Origin of the sequence: Stenotrophomonas sp. 704A1 (assembly GCF_030549525.1) — a bacterium.
GTDB lineage: Bacteria > Pseudomonadota > Gammaproteobacteria > Xanthomonadales > Xanthomonadaceae > Stenotrophomonas > Stenotrophomonas tuberculopleuritidis.
Map to the genome: position 1 here is coordinate 744422 of NZ_CP130831.1, position 18393 is coordinate 762814.

An 18393-nucleotide genomic window follows, 5' to 3' on the forward strand; every position below is an offset into this window, starting at 1 on the left:
CTCTCGACATGCCTCCCCCGAAACGATCGATTCACGTGGTGGCCGCCGTCATCACCGACGCACGCGGCCGCCTGCTGCTCAACCGCCGTACCGAGAACCGCGACATGGCGGGCCTGTGGGAATTCCCGGGCGGCAAGCGCGAACCGGGCGAGACCTCCGAGCAGGCGCTGGTGCGCGAACTGCGCGAGGAACTCGGCATCGAGGCCGAGGTTGGCGAATGGATCATGGACGTGCCACAACGCTATCCCGACAAGCACCTGACCCTGGAAGTGCGCCATGTGCGCAGCTGGAAGGGCACGCCGCGCGGGCGCGAGGGCCAGGCCATCACCTGGGTGGCGCCGGACAAGCTGGGCCGCTATTCGATGCCACCGGCCGACCTGCCGGTGGTGGCCGCGCTGCGCCAGCCCGACCGCTATCTGATCACCCCGGCGCCGGCCGACGACGAGGCCGGTCCGCAGCGCTGGCATGACCAGCTGCAGCGCGCCGTGTCCGCCGGCCAGCAGCGCATCCAGCTGCGCCTGCCGCCGACGCATCCGCAGCGCCAGGCGATGCTGGAACAGGCGCTGCGCACGCATCGTCGCAGTGGCGTGCAGTGGCTGCTCAACCGCGATATCGCGCTGGCCCGCGCGCTGGGGGTGGGCGTGCACCTGGGCAGCGAGCAGCTGCTGCAGCTGCAGGAACGGCCACTGCCGGACGGGCAGCTGGTGGCAGCGTCCTGCCATGACCTGGCGCAGTTGCAGGCCGCGCAGCGACTGGGGTGCGACTTCGCCGTGCTCGGTCCGGTGCATGCGACCGCTAGCCATCCCGATGCTACGCCGCTGGGCTGGGATGCGTTTGCCGCGCTGCGCGCCCAGGTGTCATTGCCGATCTATGCGCTGGGAGGCCTGGGCAGCGGCCATATCGCCGAAGCACGCCGCCATGGCGGGCAGGGCATCGCCGCGATCCGCGGGCTGTGGCCGGCGTGATCTAGGCTTTCCGCCGGGCATGGCCCGGCGCTACCGGTCTGCGGATGGCGGGGGCGCAGGTAGCGCGGGGCCATGCCCCGCGAGCGCGCAGCGCGGCGCTTCTGGCCTTCCGCCGGGCATGGCCCGGCGCTACCGGTCTGCGGATGGCCGGGGGCGCAGGTAGCGCGGGGCCAGGCCCCGCGAGCGCGCAGCGCGGCGCTTCGGCTTTCCGCCGGGCATGGCCCGGCGCTACCGGTCTGCGGATGGCGGGGGTCGCAGGTAGCGCGGGGCCATGCCCCGCGAGCGCGCAGCGCGGCGCTTCGGCTTTCCGCCGGGCATGGCCCGGCGCTACCGGGCTGCGGATGGCCGGGAGCGCAGGTAGCGCGGGGCCATGCCCCGCGAGCGCGCAGCGCGGCGCTTCGGGCTTTCCGCCGGGCATGGCCCGGCGCTACCGGCGGATGGCCGGGGACGCAGGTAGCGCGGGGCCATGCCCCGCGAGCGCGCAGCGCGGCGCTTCGGTTTTTCGCCGGGCATGGCCCGGAGCAACCGGGCTGCGGATGGCCGGGGACGCAGGTAGCGCGGGGCCATGCCCCGCGAGCGCGCAGCGCGGCGCTTCAGGCTTTCCGCCGGGCATGGCCCGGCGCTACCGATCTGCGGATGGCGGGGGGCGCAGGTAGCGCGGGGCCATGCCCCGCGAGCGCGCAGCGCGGCGCTTCTGGCTTTCCGCCGGGCATGGCCCGGCGCTACCGCGCGTCAGGCGGACCCGACGCCGACCTTACAGGGTGATCCAGAAGCAGCCGTACTGGCGCCGAAGTCCCAGCACCGTGGAGGCGCGCGCCACGCTGCCCGGCAGCGTCTGCTCCAGGCGCAGCCCCACCGGATGCCGAGATGCCCGCGGTTCGGGTTCGATTCCGGGCAGGGCAGTGCCGTCGCCAGCGCCTGAATCCTGCTGCGGATACACCGGCACCACATCCACCAGCGGCCGCCGCACGATCGATTCCAGCTGGCCAAGGATGCGCTGCGCGCCGGCATCGGAGACCGCGCCCCACAGATACAGCGAGGACAGCCGGTTCACATCGCCAACACCCACTGCGGCATGCAGCGCCTGCACCAGCTCGCTCAGGCGACGCGGACAGCGGGCGCCGAGTGAATCCCGTTGCAGCGTGGCACCGGCCGGTGCAGGCGGCGGCAACCGCGAACGCGCACCCAGGGCGTCGCAGGGGCGGTCGGTATACACACTCTGGCCCTGTGCATCGGTACAGCGGTTCATGCGCGGGGTCTGTGCCTGCGCGGTGGGCGCGATACCGGCCAGCAGCGCGGCGGTCAGCACAGCGATCAGCAGGGGAAAAGCGGCGTTCATCGTCGCAGCGTAGCGCTGTTTGCGCGGGCGCAGCGCATTTCTTCAGCCGCGCAGCAGCTTCAGCACCGAAGTGGTCGGCCTGGCCAGGTTCAACGTGTAGAAATGCAGGCCCGGCGCGCCGCCTTCGATCAGCCGCTGGCACAGCTTGGCGACCACTTCCGCTCCGAAGGCGCGTACCGATTCGGCATCGTCGCCGTAGGCCTGCATCTTGCGGCCGATCCAGCGGGGGATCTCGGCACCGCACTGTTCGGAGAAGCGACGCAGCTGGCTGAAGTTGGCGATCGGCATGATGCCGGGGGTGATCGGCACCTGTACCCCCAGCCGCTGCACTTCGTCGACGAAGTGGAAATAGGCATCGGGGTTGAAGAAGTACTGGGTGATGGCCGCATCGGCACCGGCGTCGATCTTGGCCTTGAAGTGCTTGAGGTCGAGCAGGGCATCCTGCGCCTGCGGGTGGGTTTCCGGATAGGCGCCGACCTCGATGCGGAAGGCATCGCCATGCTCGGCACGGATGAAGGCAATCAGCTCGGACGCATAGCGCATGTCACCGGGGAAGCCCATGCCCGAGGGCAGGTCGCCACGCAGCGCGACCAGGCGGCGGCAGCCGATGGCGCGGTACAGCTTCAGCAGCTCGCGGATCTCCTGGCGGGTGCCGCCGACGCAGGACAGGTGCGGCGCCGCCTCGAAGCCGTGGTGCTGGTTGAGGTGGCGCACGGTCTCGGAGGTATAGCTGAGGGTCGAGCCACCGGCGCCGAAGGTACAGGAAACGTATTCAGGCGCGTAGGCCTTCAGCTTCGCCGCGGCACGGTCGAGCTGGGTGCGCTGTTCGTCGGTCTTGGGCGGATAGAACTCGAAGCTGATGGCGGTCATGGCGTGGGCGATGGCGGCGGATGCGGTCGAGTATATCTCTTCATCAAGATGGATGTGCAAAATTGGTGTGACAGGCGTGCCGCCTGCCGGCGATCACAGCTCGCTGCTGACCGGGCTGGTGGCAAAGCCCCACAACAGCCGCGCCATCACGGCAGGCGAACGTGCCTGCTTGCGCGCGTAGGACAGCAGCGCATCCAGCCGCGGGCGGTCATACAGATGGCCGGCCAGCAGTACCGCATGCACGCGGCGGGTGTTGGCGGTGTCCTGCAGCGGGTTGCCATCGAGCAGCACCAGGTCGGCCGCCTTGCCCACCTCGACACTGCCGTGTCGCGCCTGCTGATCCAGGTGACGCGCGGGCTGCAGCGTCGCCGCACGCAGCACCTCCGCCTGGCTGAGACCGGCCCGACGCAGCAGTTGCAGTTCGTCGTGATAGCGGAAGCCACCGAGTCCGGTATCGGTGCCCACCAGTACCGCCACCCCCGCACGATGCGCGGCGCCGGTCAGCGCCAGGCCATGATCGAAGTAGGTCTTCAGCGCGTGCTCGCCGCGCAGGCCGGGGTAGCGTGCGATGGTGGCCTGCAGGTCATCGCGCCAGGCCCAGCGCGAAAGCGGATCCAGATAGGCCAGGCGCGGATCGTCAATGAATGCTGGATCGCGCGCGCGTGCGTCCTCCTCGCGGGTGACATGGGTGGGCACGAACGCGGCACCGCTGGCCTGCATCAAGGCAAACGCTTCATTGCAGGTGGACGGCCGGTAACCGCCGACCATGCGTTCGGCCAGTGCCGTCGGGTCAACGTCGTCGAGCATGCCGTTGCGCCATGCGGCGGCCTGGTCGAAGCAATGGCGAGCGAACAGATGGGCGTGCTCGAAGCTGTGCTGGCCCGCACGCAGCGCTTCCTGCAGCGCGATCGCCTTGGGCAGGTGGCCAACAAGGGGGCGATGCAGCTGCCGCGCTTCGGTGGCCAGCCGCTGGTAGCTGTCCGCACGCAGCCGGTTGTAGACCTTCAATGCATCCACACCGCGCGCGGTGTAGGCACGTGCGCGTTCGGCGACGTCCTCCGGTGCCAGCGTCGGATCCTCGAAGTAGAAACTGGCGACCTGTACGAAACGCGGTGCGGCCTGCTGTCCGGCGATGGCCTGTGTGGTCCAGCGGCGCTTGTCGGCCACGCAGGCGATCAGCGGATCGGTTGGCCGCGGGCAGTCCATCATGTCGCGGGTGCCGGTGATGCCGTTGGCCAGCATCAACGGGAACTGCAGCTGTGGCGACAGCTGCAGCGCGTGGGTATGCATGTCCCAGAAGCCGGGCAGCAGCCAGCGGCCGCCGGCATCGAGCACGGGCAGTGCTGTGTCATATGCACCTTCGCCGACGGCGGCGATCATGCCGTTGCGCAGCGTTACCGTTGTCGGTTCACTGGCCTGGCCCTTGGCTACATCCACCACCCGCACGTTGGTGATCACGCGGCTGTTGCCGGTTTCGGGCAGTGGCGGTGCAGGCAATGGCCAGAGCAGGGCAGCGCTGAACAGCAGTGGCGGTGCCAGCAGGATGACCGCCAGCCCCTTCAGCCATCGGCGTCGGCCACGACGAGGGGGCGGGGGCAACGCACGTGCTGCGTCCATGAGCCGGCGATCCTTGCGATGGGTCGCTGGCAGGGTGCCGCAGGATCGGCGGCGACGCCAGTGACCCGCGTCATTCCGCCCGCGCTGGGGTCGGCGCGGTTACCCTGTGCAGCGGATTCTCTGACCACGCCGCGCCATGTCCATCGTCCTTACCGATTTCGCCCGCCCCCGCCTGTTCCCGCGCGTGCCGCGCGGCAACACCATCCAGGACTGCACTGCCGAGCAGTTTCAGGCCCACCTCAATGCACATGCGCCGCTGAAGGTGCTCGACGGCTACGCGCCGTTCTGCAAGCTGTTCGTGTACGAGAACTGGACCAGCACGCGCTGCCTGACGGTGCCGATCACCGACGCCAACCGCCACCAGCTGCGCAGCGGCTACGAAGCGCGCAACCGCGAGGAGCTGCCGGTGCTGGTGCGCTGGTTCGAGGGCGTGGAATCGCCGCGCGCGAACTACCTGGTGGTGATCCTGTACAGCGCCGAACAGCTGGCGAAGGAAGGTTCGCCGATCGACGCCGACTGGGGCATCGTCGGCTGCATCTATACCGCCGAACCGGAAGAAGTGCCGATGGCACCGATCACCATGATGCGCAATGCGCTGGGCGTGGAGGAGGGCGGTTCCGGCGTGCCACTGGACCGTGAGGCCTACCAGCGTGCGGTGGCGTTCTGGGAAAACAATGCCAACTGGCGGCCGTGATCCGCGCGCTGTGAAGGTGCCGGTTGCGCCCCGCGTTACCATGGCTGCACAACGATGCACGGAGCGCCGGATGATGATGGGACGCGTGATGCGATGGAGCGCACTGCTGGTGGTGCTGCTTGCCGGCGGCGGGTGCTCGCCGGGATACGATGCCAGCGCCGCCTGCGGGAGCCTGGCCGAGCTGGCGCCGATCCGCGATGCCGGTGTCGAGCAGCTGCAGGCTTCGCAGGACGGCGGACGCTGCACCTTCCGCGCACAGGGGCGCGATGCGGCAGCGTTGCTGCGCCAGCAGCGCATGCTCGATACCCTCTCGGTCATCGCGTGTGGCCAGCCTGGGCAGGTACAGCCGATCGCCGGCGCAGCGGGGTTCGAACTGCAGATGCCGCCGCGCTGCCCGCTCTCGGCCCGCAGCTCGCTGTTCGTCCAGGACGACCCGCGCTGGACGCTTGATCGTCCTTCGATGCCGGAATACCCGGCGGCGGCGCGTGCCGACGGGCAGGAAGGCGTCGTTCACCTGCGCCTGCTGTTGGACGACGAGGGGCGCGTCAAGGCGGCCATCGTGGCCACGTCCAGCGGCCACCCGTTGCTTGACGAAGCGGCGGGCAAGGCCGCGCTGCGATGGCGATCGAAGCGGGAGTGGTGGGCGTTCAGCACCACGCGCATGAGCCTGGTGCGGACAACGGCGACGTTCGCCGTCAACTAGCTGCCGGGCAACGCCGTCAGGGCTGTCCATTCCCACCATGGGTAGTGGTACTCGCGGTCGATGGCCTGCCAGTGCCGGCCGCACTGTGCGCACGAGACCGTGTGGCAGTCGCCCCAGCCGCCCTCGGCTTCTTCCACGCGGAGCAACCGCACCTGCCCCTGTTCGAGCAGGCGACGGGGATCGAAGAACGGATAGCCGGGATTGAGCGCGCACAGGCAGCCCTGGCGCGCCTGCCAGTAACGCAACCGGTGCAGGGCCGCCTTCAGGTGGGCCTGGTTGCTGACCAGCAGGCCGCCAAGGGCGATGCCCTGGCAGCTGCGCTCGATCAGATCCACATGCGCGGCCAACGCGTGCAACGACGAGGCATCGAACAGGCGTGCGACGCTGCGGGCGGCATCGGTGATGCGCGTTGCGTCGCGCGAGAGCAGGTCCTGCAGCAGCCCATCGGCCTGCGCGTCCTCAAGCCGCGGCGGCGGCGCGGCAGACCACGGCCAGCGCATCAGCGCGCCCTGCCGATGGCAGCGTAGTGGCCGGCAGTCAGCCGCAGCAGGTCGGCCGGCGCCAGTTCCACTTCCAGCCCGCGCCGGCCGGCGCTGACATGCAGCGCCGGCAGCGCCTCGGCACTGGCGTCCAGAAAGGTGCGCAGGCGCTTCTTCTGTCCCAGGGGGCTGATGCCACCGACCAGGTAGCCGGTCGCGCGCTGTGCGGCATCGGCGGCGGCCATCTCGCACTTCCTGCAACCGGCGGCTTCGGCCAGTGCCTTGAGGTCCAGCTGGCCGGCGACCGGCACGATCGCCACCAGCAGCTCATGTGTCTCGGTGCTGGCCAGCAGGGTCTTGAACACCTGGGCCGGGTCCAGGCCGAGCTTGTCGACCGCCTCGCCGCCATACGATTCGGCGTGGGCGTCGTGCACGTAGCTGCGCACGGTGTGGGCGATCTTCTCGCGCTTGAGCAGGTTGATGGCGGGGGTCATGTGCGCATCGTAGCGCGCGGGGGCGCAGTTGCCTTGACCGAGGCTACTGGCACGGCCGCTGCGATAATGCGCGGTAGACACGCTCGGGACCCCATCATGCGCGCACCTTATCCTCTTCATGGCCTGACCCTGGATGCCGGGCCGTGCGCGGGGCCGTATCCACCCCAGGGCTTCTGGCCGATCGCCGAAGGCGCGCTGGGCAACGGTGACCTGTTCGGCCTGTACTGGCCGCTGGGTCGCGAACGCGAGCCACCGGTGGTCTGCGAGATGTTCCATGACGAGGGCCGGATGGCCTTCCGCCATTCGTCGCTGGATGTGTTCGCGCAGTGGCTGGATGCCGGTTGCGGGCGGGACGGCGACGATGACGGCTGCGCACCCGATGGCCACGAGGTGGCGGATGTGGAGTCGCCGCTGCCGCTGATCGAGCGCGCGCAGCGGCATGTACAGGCCGCCGAGCCGACCCAGGCGATCGTGCTGCTGGAAGATGCGTGCCGCCGTTTTCCCGAACTGCAGCGTGCATGGGCGATGCTGGCAGGGCAGCACATGCGCCTGCAGCACCACGCTGCGGCGGTGGCGGCGGCCCGTGCGGCGGTGCTGGCGAACTGGGCATTCGGCGTACCCGAGTCCGGTGTGCTGCGCATTCTGCGGGCCGCCGATGCGGCCGGCGATCCCGTGCTGGCGATGGCCCAGCAGATGGGGTTCGCCTTCGGTGGCGCCAAGACCAACCCGGACTATGCCGTGATGCAGGCCTGCATCGACCGCTGTTGGGAGACGGGTGACACGACGGCGGCGCTGCGCGTCAGCCAGAACCGCTGCTATGCGCTGAGCAGCGAGACGGTTTCATTCCAGCAGCGCGAAGGGTTCGATCTGGCGACCTGGCAGCGTGACTTCGCCGCGCAATGCCGGCACGCACTGGACGATGATCGACAACGCATGTAGCACCACGCAGAACGGGCGCCCGAGGGCGCCCGTCCGGGGTCCAGCATCGGCGGCGTGCGCTCAGCGCGACAGCGACTGCTGCGTCTGCACCTGTTCCTGCGTCTGCCGTTGCGACAGTTCAGTGTCCAGCGCCTGGCTCTGCCGCGTGCTGGCCTGCAGGTCCTGGTTCACCGCCTGCGACAGGTCGATGTAGGTGCGATGCGCGGCAGGATCGCCCAGCTGGCCCTGCACCGCGAACACACCCTGGCCATTCGGGCGCGCCACGACGGTGTCGACCTGGCTCATGCCGGCCACCTTGGATTCGTAGGCCACCTGGCCTGCGGCATTCTCCAGCTGGCTGCGGTCGTTGAACAACGGCGACAGGCCGCCCTGGCGGCGCTGTTCTTCCAGCGTTTCCAGCTTCTCCACGACCTGCTGGTAGCGCGGGTTCTCGGCGTGCCCCGGGGTGGCCATGGTCGGCTCGGCGGCAACGCGTTGCTGTTCGGCCGCCTGTGCGCGCTGCTGCGTGGCCGCATCCAGGGCGCCAAGGGTATCGCTGCCGGCCTTGCCATCGACGGTGAGGTTGTGGTCCTGCTGGAACTTCCTGACGGCTTCCACGGTGCCGGGCCCGAAGTCACCATCGGCGACCAGCGGTTTGCCGTCCTTGCCCACATAGCCCAGGTCGGCCAGCTTCTGCTGCATCGCCTGCACCTCTTCGCCCTTGCTGCCGTTGACCAGCACGCCGTTGCCACCGGGCGTGCCGGGCAAACCGTGCGAGGGGGCATGGGTGGGGGTGATGCCGATCTGGGTCATGGCCCTGTCGAAGCGCTCATCGCGGCTGGCCACGGCGCCCGGCGACTGGATGCCGTACTTGGTGGCATCGACGAAGTTCTGCACGTCGCCACGGGTCGGCGGATTGCCGGCCTGGATGGTACCGCCCTGCAGCTTTTCCGCATTGCCGGCCAGATAGCTGATGAACTGCGGGCCCATGCTGCCGAACTGGTTGTCATAGTCGGCCATGGCCAGCTGCAGTTCCGGGTTGGCCGCGATGGCATCGGCAGCGGCCGGGTTGGTCGCACGCACCTTGGCGATGGCCTCATCGACGCGGCCGATGGCGCTGTCCAGCTTGGCGTTGGTGAGCTCGTCCATCTTCGCCTGCGGGATGGCCTGCAGCTTGGCGTCGAGCGCGGCCAGCTGCTGGCTGCTCAGCCCACCCTGCTGGGACAGCAGTTCGATGTCAGCGGCGGTGAAGCCGTTGTCGCGCAGGAAGCGCCTGGCCTGCGGGTTGCCGCCGACGTCGAACTGCACCAGCCCGAACGAGTAGGTGCTGGCGCCTTTCTGGGCGTAGGAGAAGTGGTCCAGGTGGCGGGTGTTGCCGCCCAGTTCGGTATGCAGGAACAGCGTGGACAGCTGCTCGCGGGTGAGGGTGGAATCCGTTGCCATGGTCATCGTCCTTCAATGAGGAATAAGGAGCCGGGCGTGCCCGGCCGATCTCAGCCGGCGCAGTGCTGCTGGGTGAAGCCGAGCAGCTGGCGGGTGGCCTGGGCGCCATAGGCGGCTGGTGCCGGTTCGAGCGCGAACTGGCCGACCATCTGGTTGCTGCACAGCTGCACGGTGCGCTTGCCGGCGGTGGTTTCCTGGATGCAGTTGGCGGCCAGCAGGGCGTTGGGGCCGCCGCCCATGTTGGTGGCCGCGGTGCAGCCCAGCAGGCGGCCTTCCTGGCCGTTCTCACCCAGCAGCGTGTTGAGGCTCGCCAGCTGGCTGTTGGGGTCGCGCAGCACCAGCAGGTCCACGCACTGCTGCTGGCCGTCGGGCACTTCGCAGGCGTCCTGGTCGAGCAGACCACCGCGCGTGGCCGACAGCACCTTCAGGCGGTCGGCCATGACCGCTTGCAGGCAGTCCGCGCCGCTGCACAGGTCGCGCGTGTGCTGGATCCAGCGCTGCTGCTCGGCCTGCAGCCTGGCCTGGCCTGCAGCATCCAGGCTGGCCTGCGCGGCGGCGAGGGCCTTGCCCAGGTCGGCGTCCAGACCGGTCAGGGCCGGGTCCTTGCAGATCAGGGTCTGCGCGGGCGACGCCGCGTGGGTGCAGGCGGCGTCCGCCGCTGCTGCCGGCGCGGCGCCTGCCTGGCTGCCGGCGCTGGGCTGCGCGCTGGCCGCTGCCGGTGCGGTGGCCTGGGCCTCACCGGTGGGCGGCGTGCAGGCGGCCAGCAGGGCCACCCAGCACAGGGTCATCAGGGGCTTCATGGCCCGGGTCATACGTTCACTGCTGCGCTGCATGTCTGTCCTTTGATGTCTGCGTCCTGGCCCATGGCCGGCGGGCGGCATGGGCGAATCTTGGAGAACGGCCCTGGCGGCCGCGGGGGGCGGGCAGGGCACCGGAACACCCCGCGGCAGGGGCCGCGAGGGTGGTAAAGCCTAGCAAGCGCTTTCTTAGGGCTCTGTGACAAGGCGCGCGGATCGGGTCTGTGGCGCCGCAATGCAGAACGGGCGCCCGAAGGCGCCCGTTCCGTGTGTTGCATGCAACGGCGGTTCCGGCCGTTGGCCGGCACACCGCAGGCATCAGTAGCGGTAGTGGTCCGGCTTGAACGGGCCTTCCACCGGCACGCCGATGTAGTCGGCCTGTTCCTGGCTGAGCGTGGTCAGCTTCACGCCGATCTTCTCCAGGTGCAGGCGCGCCACTTCTTCGTCCAGCTTCTTCGGCAGCAGGTACACCTTGTTCTCGTAGCTGTCCTTGTTGGCCCACAGGTCGATCTGGGCCAGGGTCTGGTTGGCGAACGAGTTGGACATCACGAAGCTCGGGTGGCCGGTGGCGCAGCCCAGGTTGACCAGGCGGCCTTCGGCCAGCAGGAAGATCGCATTACCGTTCGGGAAAATGTACTTGTCCACCTGAGGCTTGATGTTCACGTGCTTGATGCCGGCGTAGGACACCAGTGCATCGACCTGGATCTCGTTGTCGAAGTGGCCGATGTTGCAGACGATGGCCTGGTCCTTCATCGCGCTCAGGTGTTCGATGCGGATGATGTCCTTGTTGCCGGTGGTGGTGACGTACAGGTCGGCACGGCCCAGGGTCGATTCGATGGTGTTGACTTCATAGCCTTCCATCGCCGCCTGCAGTGCGCAGATCGGGTCGATCTCGGTGACGATCACGCGCGCGCCGTAGGCACGCAGCGACGCGGCGCAGCCCTTGCCGACGTCGCCGTAGCCGCAGACCACGGCGACCTTGCCGGCAAGCATCACGTCCATCGCACGCTTCAGGCCATCGGCCAGCGACTCGCGGCAGCCGTACAGGTTGTCGAACTTGCTCTTGGTGACCGAGTCGTTGACGTTGATCGCCGGGATCAGCAGGGTGCCGGCCTGGGCCAGCTGGTACAGGCGGTGCACGCCGGTGGTGGTCTCTTCGGAGACGCCCTTCCAGTCCTTGACCACGCGGCCCCAGTAGCCCGGGCGCTCCTTGGCCACGCGCTTGAGCAGGTTCTTGATGACCTGTTCTTCGTGCGATGCCGCCGGCTCGTTGACCCAGTTGCTGCCGTTTTCCAGCTCGTAGCCCTTGTGGATCAGCAGGGTCACGTCACCGCCATCGTCCACCACCAGCTCCGGGCCGGTCAGGGTGCCGTCGGCGAGGGTGAAGGTCAGCGCGTCCAGGGTGCAGTCCCAGTACTCTTCCAGGGTCTCGCCCTTCCACGCGAACACCGGGGTGCCGGTAGCAGCGATGGCGGCGGCGGCATGGTCCTGGGTGGAGAAGATGTTGCACGAGGCCCAGCGCACGTCGGCACCGATGTCCTTCAGGGTCTCGATCAGCACCGCGGTCTGGATGGTCATGTGCAGCGAGCCGGTCACGCGCACGCCCTTCAGCGGCAGGCTGGCGGCGTGCTTGCGGCGGATCGACATCAGGCCCGGCATCTCGTGCTCGGCGATGTCCAGTTCCTTGCGGCCCCAGTCGGCCAGGGTGATGTCGCGGATCTTGTAGTCGCCTTCGGTGGAGAAGGTCTTGGCAACAGCATTCATGCAATAGCTCCGGTTGTGGGCGAGCAGCTGCTCGCATCTAGCCGGGCGCCGTTGTTGCACAGCCACCTTACCGAGCCTGGCCGGGCCTCAGGGGATCCGGTCGCAGCGCCCCTCGGCAGGGGAGAAGGCCCATTATATCGCGCGCCCGGCATGACACGCCGATGACCCAACCATCGGCAGATGGGGGGAGGTGCAGGGCCTGTTAAGGTCATCGGCTTCACGTATCCCAACAGGAACAACGATGAGCAAGCACGCGCGCCGCAGCCGGCGCTGGACCGGCCTGGCCCTGTCCATGGCCCTGCTGGCCGTGGCCCCCCAGACCTGGTCGGCCGATCACCTGCCGAGCGCCGCCGCCAAGGATGTGGCGGGGTATGAACGTCCCTCGGCCGCGCTGCAGGCGGTGGTCGATGCGCCGCGCGCGCCCTCGTTGTACCTGTCGCCGCGCCGCGACGTGGCCGCGATGATGCAGATGCCGTCGCTGCCGTCGATTCAGGTGGTGGCCCAGCCCGAACTGAAGCTCGCTGGCCTGCGCATCAATCCGCGCACCTTCTCCGACAGCCGCTTCAGCTTCGGCGGGAAGCTGTGGCTGATGAACGTGGCCGACGGCAAGGAGCGGCAGATCAGCGGCCTGCCGGCCACGCTCTCGATCGCCAGCCTGATGTGGTCGCCGGACCAGAAGTGGCTGGCGTTCAACCAGGTCGACGCCGCCAGTGGCGCCAATGAACTGTGGCTGGTGGACGTGGCCGGTGGCAGCGCCCGCCGCCTCGTTGCTGGCCTGAACACGGTGATCGGCAGCGGCTACCAGTGGCTGCCCGACAGCCGTGGGCTGGTGGTGTTCACCCGTCCGGCCAACCTGGGCGCGGCACCGGCCGCCGATGGCATCCCGACCGGCCCGGCCGTGCAGCAGACCCGCCAGGGCAGCGGCGTGGTGTCGATCCGTACCTACCAGGACCTGCTGAAGAACGAGGCTGACGCGCGCCAGTTCGACTACTACGCGACCACCCAGCCGATGGAAGTCAGCCTGGATGGCAGCACCCGCGCGATCGGCGCGGCGGGCATCTTCATGGGCTTTGCGGTGTCGCCCGATGGCCGCTTCGTGCTGCGCCAGCCGGTGCAGCGTCCGTACTCGTACGTGGTGCCGGCAAGCAGCTTCCCGCGCCGCATTGAAGTGATCGACCGTGCCAGCGGCAAGCTGGTGCACACCGTGGCGGTACGTCCGCTGGTGGAAGGCCTGCCGACCGGCAACGATGCTGAAGTGACCGGCGTGCGCGATATCAGCTGGCGCGGTGATGCCGATGCCACCCTGGTCTGGGCCGAAGCGCAGGACGGAGGCGACCCGAACAGGGACGCCAAGGTGCGCGATGCGGTGTTCATGCAGGCTGCGCCGTTCGACAGGCCGCCGGTGACCGTCGCCCAGCTGGGCAGTCGCTACGCCGGCATCAGCTGGGGCCGTGGCGATCTCGCACTGCTGACCGAATCGTGGTGGAAGACCCGCAGGACCAAGACCTGGTTGATCGCCCCGGACAATGCCGGTACCGAGCCGCGCCTGCTGTGGGATCGTGACGCGCAGGACCGCTACGCCGATCCGGGCCGGGCGCTGATGGTCAGCGATGCGCGCGGGCGTTCGCTGCTGCAGACCAGCCCCGACGGCAGCAGCCTGTACCTGGCCGGCGCCGGTGCGTCGCCAGAAGGCGACCGCCCGTTCGTGGACCGCTTCGACATCGCCAGTGGCAAGGCCACGCGCCTGTTCCACTCGCAGGCGCCCAGCTACGCCGCGCCGGTGGCACTGCTGGACAACCAGGCCAGCTCGCTGCTGCTGAGCCGCGAGAGCCCGGACGAGCCGGCCAACTTCTACGTGCAGTCGCTGGCCGATGCCGGCGCCGCGCCGCGCGCGCTGACCCACTTCGCGCATCCGCTGCCGCAGCTGAAGGGCGTGCAGAAGGAGCAGATCCGTTACAAGCGCAAGGACGGCGTGGACCTGACCGCGACCCTGCTGCTGCCGCCGGGATACGACCCGAAGCGCGACGGCCCGCGCCCGCTGCTGATGTGGGCCTACCCGGGCGAGTTCAAGAGCGCGGCCGCGGCCAGCCAGGTCACCGATTCGCCGTACCGCTTCAACGCGGTCAGCTACTGGGGCCCGCAGGCGTTCCTGGCCAAGGGCTACGTGGTGCTGGCCAGCCCGTCGATGCCGATCATCGGCGAGGGCGACAAGGAACCGAACGACACCTACATCGATCAGCTGGTGGCCAATGCGCAGGCGGCGGTGGATGAAGTCGTGCGCCGTGGCGTGACCGACCGCGACCACATCGCCATCGGTGGCCATTCCTACGGTGCGTTCATGACCGCCAACCTGCTGGCGCACACCCGGCTGTTCAAGGCCGGCATCGCCCGCAGCGGTGCCTACAACCGCACGCTGACCCCGTTCGGGTTCCAGGCCGAAGAGCGCAACTACTGGCAGGCGCAGGACGTCTACCAGAGGATGTCGCCGTTCAATTACGCCGGCGACATCAAGGATCCGATCCTGTTCATCCATGGCGCGGACGACAACAACTCCGGCACCTTCCCGATGCAGAGCGAGCGCATGTTCGCTGCGGTGAAGGGACTGGGCGGCGATGCACGGCTGGTGATGCTGCCGAACGAATCGCATGCGTACCGCGCACGCGAGTCGATCATGACCATGCTGGCCGAGAGCGAGCGCTGGCTGGAGCAGACCATCGGCGCCGCTGACCAGGGCCAGGCGAAGAAGAAGCGCTGACCCGACCCGGTAGTGCCGGTCAGCGACCGGCACTACCAGATGAAACCATTTTTGCATCGCAGCACGGCGCCTGTTCTGGTTTAGGCTTGGGGTCTGGATCCGTTGACCGAGGCCTGTGCGTCGCCGATGAACGAGTACCGCAGCAGCATCGAATTCGCTACTCCCGATCTTCCGCTTCGCGATGATGTGCGCCGCCTTGGCGCGCTGGTCGGAGACCTGCTGGTCGAGCAGGTATCGGCCGCGTTTTTCGACGATGTCGAGGACGTGCGCACCCGCGCCATTGCCCGCCGCGAGAACCAGGCACCACTGTCCGGGCTGGCCGAGGGGCTGGCCGGTCGCGCGCCGCAACAGGCCGAGACCATGGTGCGGGCCTTCAGCACCTACTTCCAGGTGGTCAACATCGCCGAGCGGGTGCACCGCATCCGCCGTCGCCGCGACTACCAGCGGGCCGGCACCACCGCGCCGCAGCCCGATGGCCTGCAGGACGCGCTGCAGCACCTGAAGGCGCAGGGCGTGGGGCTGGACGAGCTGGCGCAGTGGTTGCCCCGTATCGACATCGAACCGGTGTTCACCGCCCACCCCACCGAAGCGGTGCGGCGCGCGCTACTGGAAAAAGAGCAGCTGATGGTGGCCAGCCTGGTCGACAACCTGGATGGCCAGCGCACGCCGGGGGAGGCCGCCGCCGATGCCGCGCGCTTCCGCATGGCGCTGACCGCTTCGTGGCAGACCACCGATTCCTCGCCGGTGCGGCCCACCGTGGACGATGAGCGCGAACATGTGGGCTTCTACCTGGTGCAGGTGCTGTACCGGGTGATTCCGGTGCTGTACGAATCGCTGCAGCAGGCGCTGCGCGATACCTATGGCGAGGAACTGCCGTTGCCGCGGCTGCTGCGCTTCGGCACCTGGGTGGGCGGCGACATGGACGGCAACCCGAACGTGGATGCCAGCACCATCCGCACCACACTGGATGCGCAACGGCAGGCGGTGCTGGGGCGCTACCAGAAGGAACTGCTGCAGCTGGCCAGCCTGCTCAGCCAGTCCACCGAGCGGGTGGGCGTGAGCGAGGCGCTGCAGGCGCGGGTGACGCACTACCAGCAGCTGCTGCCGCAGGTGCAGTCGCGGCCGCGGCATGCCGACATGCCGTACCGCCTGCTCAACGACCGCATGCGCGCACGCCTGCAGGCCACGCTGGACGATGGCGAGGGCGCCTATGCCGGCCCGGAACAGCTGATCGACGACCTGCAGCTGATCCTGGACAGCCTGCGTGCGAACCGTGGCGAGCATGCCGGTGGTTTTGCCGTGCAGCGGCTGCTGTGGCGGGTGAAGACTTTCGGCTTCCACCTGGCGCGGTTGGATGTCCGCCAGGAATCGAGCGTGCATGCGCGCGCGCTGGCGGCGGTGCTGGGCGGTGAAGAGGCGTGGCAGGCGCTGGATGCGCCGGGTCGCGCTCGCCGGCTGGGCCCGCATGCCAGCGGCGAGGAGGCGCTGCCCAAGGGGGATGACGAGGGCAACCAGCGGCTGGATGCGGTGTTCGCCGCACTGGCCGACGCACGCGCCCGGCATGGCAGCGATGCGCTGGGCAGCTACATCATTTCCATGGCGCACGACCGCAGCGACGTGCTGGCGGTGCTGGCGCTGGCACGCCGTGGCGGCCTGGTGGAAGACGGCGGCACGGTGCCGCTGGACATCGCGCCGCTGTTTGAAACCGTGGATGACCTCAAGCGCGGCACCGCGACCCTGCGCGACCTGCTGGCCGACCCGATCTATCGCGCGCACCTGCAAGCACGCGACGACGTGCAGATGGTGATGCTCGGCTACTCGGACAGCAGCAAGGATGGAGGCATCGCGGCCTCGCGCTGGGGCCTGCAGCGTGCACAGGTGGAACTGCTGGAGGTGGCGGCCGAGGCGGGCATCCGCCTGACCTTCTTCCATGGTCGTGGCGGCTCGATCAGCCGGGGTGGCGGCAAGACCACGCACGCGGTCGATGCATCGCCGCGCGGCAGCATCGATGGCCGCCTGCGGGTGACCGAGCAGGGCGAGGTGATCCATCGCAAGTACGGCATCCGCGCATTGGCCCTGCGCTCGCTGGAACAGGCCGCCGGCGCGGTGCTGCGCGCCAGCCTGCGCCCGCGCGCGGCCGAACCGCGCGAGGACCATTGGCGCCCGGTGATGGACGTGGTGGCCGGTTCCAGCAGCGAGGTGTACCGGGCCTTCGTTGGCCAGGCCGGTTTCATGGACTACTTCCGCACGGCGACGCCGATCGATGTGATCGAGCGGATGACGCTGGGCTCGCGCCCGTCGCGACGGCTGGGCCAGGACGCCGCGTTGAGCAATCTGCGCGCCATCCCCTGGGTGTTCGCCTGGAGCCAGGCGCGCGCGGTGATTCCGGGCTGGTACGGCGTGGGCAGCGGCCTGCAGGCGGCGGTGGATGCTGGCCACGAACAGACGCTGCGCGAGATGGCGCGTGACTGGCCGTTCTTCCGCACCTTCCTGGATGACATCGCGATGGTGCTGTCCAAGGGCGATATCACCATTGCCGAGCAGTTCTCGAAACTGTCCGGCGAGCTGCACGGGCGCTTCTTCCCGCAGGTCGAGCGCGAGCTTGCGCTGACCCGTCACTGGCTGCTGGCGTTGATGGAGCAGCAGACCCTGCTGGACCATGACGCGCGGCTGGCGCTGTCGATCCGCCTGCGCAATCCCTACGTGGACCCGATCAGCGTGCTGCAGGTGGACCTGCTGCAGCGCTGGCGCGCCAGTGATCGCGAGGATGACGAGCTGTTGCGTGCGCTGGTGGCGTGCGTCAATGGCGTGTCGCAGGGCGTGCAGAACACCGGGTGATCCGGCACCCGCCGGGCATGGCCCGGCGCTACCGAAGCCTGGTGGCGTGCGTCAATGGCGTGTCGCAGGGCGTGCAGAACACCGGGTGATCCGGCATCGGCCGGGCATGGCCCGGCGCTACCGAAGCCTGGCAGCGCGCTACTCCGGCGACGGCGGGTTCGACGCCAGCAGTTCCAGATGGCGCTGTTCCATTTCCTGCCGCAGCTGGCGGCGGATCAACGCGGCGGCCTGGCGGCGCTTCTCGTCGGAGGTGGCCGGCTGCAGCGGCGGTACCGGCGTCGGCCGGCCTTCCTCGTCCACCGCCACCATGGTGAAGAAGCAGCTGTTGGCGTGGCGCACGCTGCGCTTGAGGATGTCCTCGGCCACCACCTTCACGCCGATCTCCATCGACGAGGTGCCGGTGTGGTTCACCGAAGCCAGGAACGTGACCAGTTCGCCCACGGCGATGGGCTGGCGGAACATCACCTGGTCCACCGACAGCGTGACCACGTAGCGGCCGGCGTAGCGGCTGGCGCAGGCGTAGGCGACCTGGTCGAGCAGGCGCAGGATGGCGCCACCGTGGACCTTGCCGGAGAAATTGGCCATCTCCGGCGACATCAGCACGGTCATGGACAGCTGGTGGGTTTTCAGTTCGGTCGACATGCGGCGATTGTATCGGGCGCGCCGCGCCCTTGTAGCGTCGAGCCATGCTCGACTGCTCCTGGCGCGGACAAAAGC

The 18393-nt window shown here is 69.0% G+C and carries 15 protein-coding genes and 1 riboswitch; of the genes, 6 read left to right on the plus strand and 9 right to left on the minus strand.

Annotated elements, in window-relative coordinates:
- The first annotated feature begins 8 nt into the window (after window positions 1-8).
- Window positions 9-965, plus strand: a complete 957-nt coding sequence (locus Q5Z10_RS03335; RefSeq protein WP_303637931.1) for a Nudix family hydrolase — start codon at window positions 9-11, stop codon at window positions 963-965.
- Window positions 966-1719: 754 nt separating this feature from the next.
- Here the strand turns inward: Q5Z10_RS03335 and Q5Z10_RS03340 are convergent.
- The 3 genes from Q5Z10_RS03340 to Q5Z10_RS03350 all read right to left on the minus strand — a co-directional run bounded on the left by Q5Z10_RS03340 (window position 1720) and on the right by Q5Z10_RS03350 (window position 4791).
- Window positions 1720-2304, minus strand: coding sequence for a DUF4124 domain-containing protein (locus Q5Z10_RS03340; protein ID WP_303637932.1), 585 nt, complete (start codon window positions 2302-2304; stop codon window positions 1720-1722).
- 42 nt (window positions 2305-2346) lie between these two features.
- Window positions 2347-3174 (minus strand): methylenetetrahydrofolate reductase [NAD(P)H], encoded by an 828-nt coding sequence (gene metF / locus Q5Z10_RS03345; RefSeq protein ID WP_303637933.1) that lies wholly within the window; start codon window positions 3172-3174, stop codon window positions 2347-2349.
- A gap of 93 nt (window positions 3175-3267) precedes the next feature.
- Entirely contained in the window at window positions 3268-4791 is a 1524-nt protein-coding gene (locus tag Q5Z10_RS03350) for an amidohydrolase family protein (RefSeq protein ID WP_303637934.1), read from the minus strand.
- A 136-nt stretch (window positions 4792-4927) separates the two neighbouring features.
- On the opposite strand from Q5Z10_RS03350, the gene Q5Z10_RS03355 reads away from it, so the two are divergent.
- Both Q5Z10_RS03355 and Q5Z10_RS03360 read left to right on the plus strand, forming a co-directional pair.
- The gene (locus Q5Z10_RS03355) at window positions 4928-5485 is read left to right on the plus strand and encodes a DUF3228 family protein (RefSeq protein WP_303637935.1); all 558 of its coding nucleotides are present in this window, start codon (window positions 4928-4930) and stop codon (window positions 5483-5485) included.
- Between the two features lie 70 nt (window positions 5486-5555).
- On the plus strand, window positions 5556-6188 hold the full coding sequence (locus tag Q5Z10_RS03360) for an energy transducer TonB (RefSeq protein WP_303637936.1): 633 nt from the start codon (window positions 5556-5558) through the stop codon (window positions 6186-6188).
- Here Q5Z10_RS03360 and Q5Z10_RS03365 read toward each other — a convergent pair.
- Together Q5Z10_RS03365 and ybaK are read right to left on the minus strand one after the other, a co-directional pair.
- A complete protein-coding gene (locus Q5Z10_RS03365) occupies window positions 6185-6688 on the minus strand; it encodes a hypothetical protein (protein ID WP_303637937.1) in 504 nt (167 codons plus the stop codon). The genes Q5Z10_RS03360 and Q5Z10_RS03365 overlap by 4 nt on opposite strands.
- A complete protein-coding gene (ybaK, locus tag Q5Z10_RS03370) occupies window positions 6688-7161 on the minus strand; it encodes a Cys-tRNA(Pro) deacylase (protein WP_303637938.1) in 474 nt (157 codons plus the stop codon). Before ybaK ends, Q5Z10_RS03365 begins: the two co-directional genes overlap by 1 nt.
- A 96-nt stretch (window positions 7162-7257) precedes the next feature.
- Here ybaK and Q5Z10_RS03375 point away from each other — a divergent pair, with 96 nt between their 5' ends.
- Complete coding sequence (locus tag Q5Z10_RS03375; protein WP_303637939.1) at window positions 7258-8100, plus strand: hypothetical protein; 843 nt, start codon at window positions 7258-7260, stop codon at window positions 8098-8100.
- 60 nt (window positions 8101-8160) lie between these two features.
- Here Q5Z10_RS03375 and Q5Z10_RS03380 read toward each other — a convergent pair whose 3' ends face one another.
- The 3 genes from Q5Z10_RS03380 to ahcY form a co-directional block, all read right to left on the minus strand.
- Complete coding sequence (locus tag Q5Z10_RS03380; protein WP_303637940.1) at window positions 8161-9522, minus strand: peptidoglycan-binding domain-containing protein; 1362 nt, start codon at window positions 9520-9522, stop codon at window positions 8161-8163.
- A gap of 50 nt (window positions 9523-9572) precedes the next feature.
- Complete coding sequence (locus Q5Z10_RS03385; RefSeq protein WP_303637941.1) at window positions 9573-10322, minus strand: lysozyme inhibitor LprI family protein; 750 nt, start codon at window positions 10320-10322, stop codon at window positions 9573-9575.
- Between the two features lie 315 nt (window positions 10323-10637).
- Window positions 10638-12083 (minus strand): adenosylhomocysteinase, encoded by a 1446-nt coding sequence (ahcY, locus tag Q5Z10_RS03390; protein WP_303637942.1) that lies wholly within the window; start codon window positions 12081-12083, stop codon window positions 10638-10640.
- Window positions 12084-12119: 36 nt separating this feature from the next.
- A riboswitch (S-adenosyl-L-homocysteine riboswitch) is annotated at window positions 12120-12203 on the minus strand.
- A gap of 121 nt (window positions 12204-12324) precedes the next feature.
- Between ahcY and Q5Z10_RS03395 the strand changes: the two genes are divergently transcribed.
- Together Q5Z10_RS03395 and ppc are read left to right on the plus strand one after the other, a co-directional pair.
- Complete coding sequence (locus Q5Z10_RS03395) at window positions 12325-14838, plus strand: S9 family peptidase (protein ID WP_303637943.1); 2514 nt, start codon at window positions 12325-12327, stop codon at window positions 14836-14838.
- 126 nt (window positions 14839-14964) lie between these two features.
- Window positions 14965-17676 carry a phosphoenolpyruvate carboxylase gene (gene ppc / locus Q5Z10_RS03400; protein WP_303637944.1) on the plus strand — a complete coding sequence of 904 codons (2712 nt, stop codon included), beginning with the start codon at window positions 14965-14967 and terminating at the stop codon, window positions 17674-17676.
- Window positions 17677-17814: 138 nt separating this feature from the next.
- Here ppc and Q5Z10_RS03405 read toward each other — a convergent pair whose 3' ends face one another.
- Window positions 17815-18318: an acyl-CoA thioesterase gene (locus Q5Z10_RS03405; RefSeq protein WP_303637945.1), complete on the minus strand. Its 504-nt coding sequence runs from the start codon at window positions 18316-18318 to the stop codon at window positions 17815-17817.
- Between the last annotated feature and the right edge of the window lie 75 nt (window positions 18319-18393).

What these genes read in the sequence shown, in the direction of transcription:
- Q5Z10_RS03350 (WP_303637934.1), bottom strand. Translation starts at nt 4,791, where the DNA reads ATGGACGCAGCACGTGCGTTGCCCCCGCCCCCTCGTCGTGGCCGACGC.
- Q5Z10_RS03355 (WP_303637935.1), top strand. Translation starts at nt 4,928, where the DNA reads ATGTCCATCGTCCTTACCGATTTCGCCCGCCCCCGCCTGTTCCCGCGC.
- Q5Z10_RS03360 (WP_303637936.1), top strand. Translation starts at nt 5,556, where the DNA reads ATGATGATGGGACGCGTGATGCGATGGAGCGCACTGCTGGTGGTGCTG.
- Q5Z10_RS03395 (WP_303637943.1), top strand. Translation starts at nt 12,325, where the DNA reads ATGAGCAAGCACGCGCGCCGCAGCCGGCGCTGGACCGGCCTGGCCCTG.
- metF (WP_303637933.1), bottom strand. Translation starts at nt 3,174, where the DNA reads ATGACCGCCATCAGCTTCGAGTTCTATCCGCCCAAGACCGACGAACAG.
- Q5Z10_RS03335 (WP_303637931.1), top strand. Translation starts at nt 9, where the DNA reads ATGCCTCCCCCGAAACGATCGATTCACGTGGTGGCCGCCGTCATCACC.
- Q5Z10_RS03340 (WP_303637932.1), bottom strand. Translation starts at nt 2,304, where the DNA reads ATGAACGCCGCTTTTCCCCTGCTGATCGCTGTGCTGACCGCCGCGCTG.
- ybaK (WP_303637938.1), bottom strand. Translation starts at nt 7,161, where the DNA reads ATGACCCCCGCCATCAACCTGCTCAAGCGCGAGAAGATCGCCCACACC.
- Q5Z10_RS03365 (WP_303637937.1), bottom strand. Translation starts at nt 6,688, where the DNA reads ATGCGCTGGCCGTGGTCTGCCGCGCCGCCGCCGCGGCTTGAGGACGCG.
- ahcY (WP_303637942.1), bottom strand. Translation starts at nt 12,083, where the DNA reads ATGAATGCTGTTGCCAAGACCTTCTCCACCGAAGGCGACTACAAGATC.
- ppc (WP_303637944.1), top strand. Translation starts at nt 14,965, where the DNA reads ATGAACGAGTACCGCAGCAGCATCGAATTCGCTACTCCCGATCTTCCG.
- Q5Z10_RS03385 (WP_303637941.1), bottom strand. Translation starts at nt 10,322, where the DNA reads ATGAAGCCCCTGATGACCCTGTGCTGGGTGGCCCTGCTGGCCGCCTGC.
- Q5Z10_RS03375 (WP_303637939.1), top strand. Translation starts at nt 7,258, where the DNA reads ATGCGCGCACCTTATCCTCTTCATGGCCTGACCCTGGATGCCGGGCCG.
- Q5Z10_RS03405 (WP_303637945.1), bottom strand. Translation starts at nt 18,318, where the DNA reads ATGTCGACCGAACTGAAAACCCACCAGCTGTCCATGACCGTGCTGATG.
- Q5Z10_RS03380 (WP_303637940.1), bottom strand. Translation starts at nt 9,522, where the DNA reads ATGGCAACGGATTCCACCCTCACCCGCGAGCAGCTGTCCACGCTGTTC.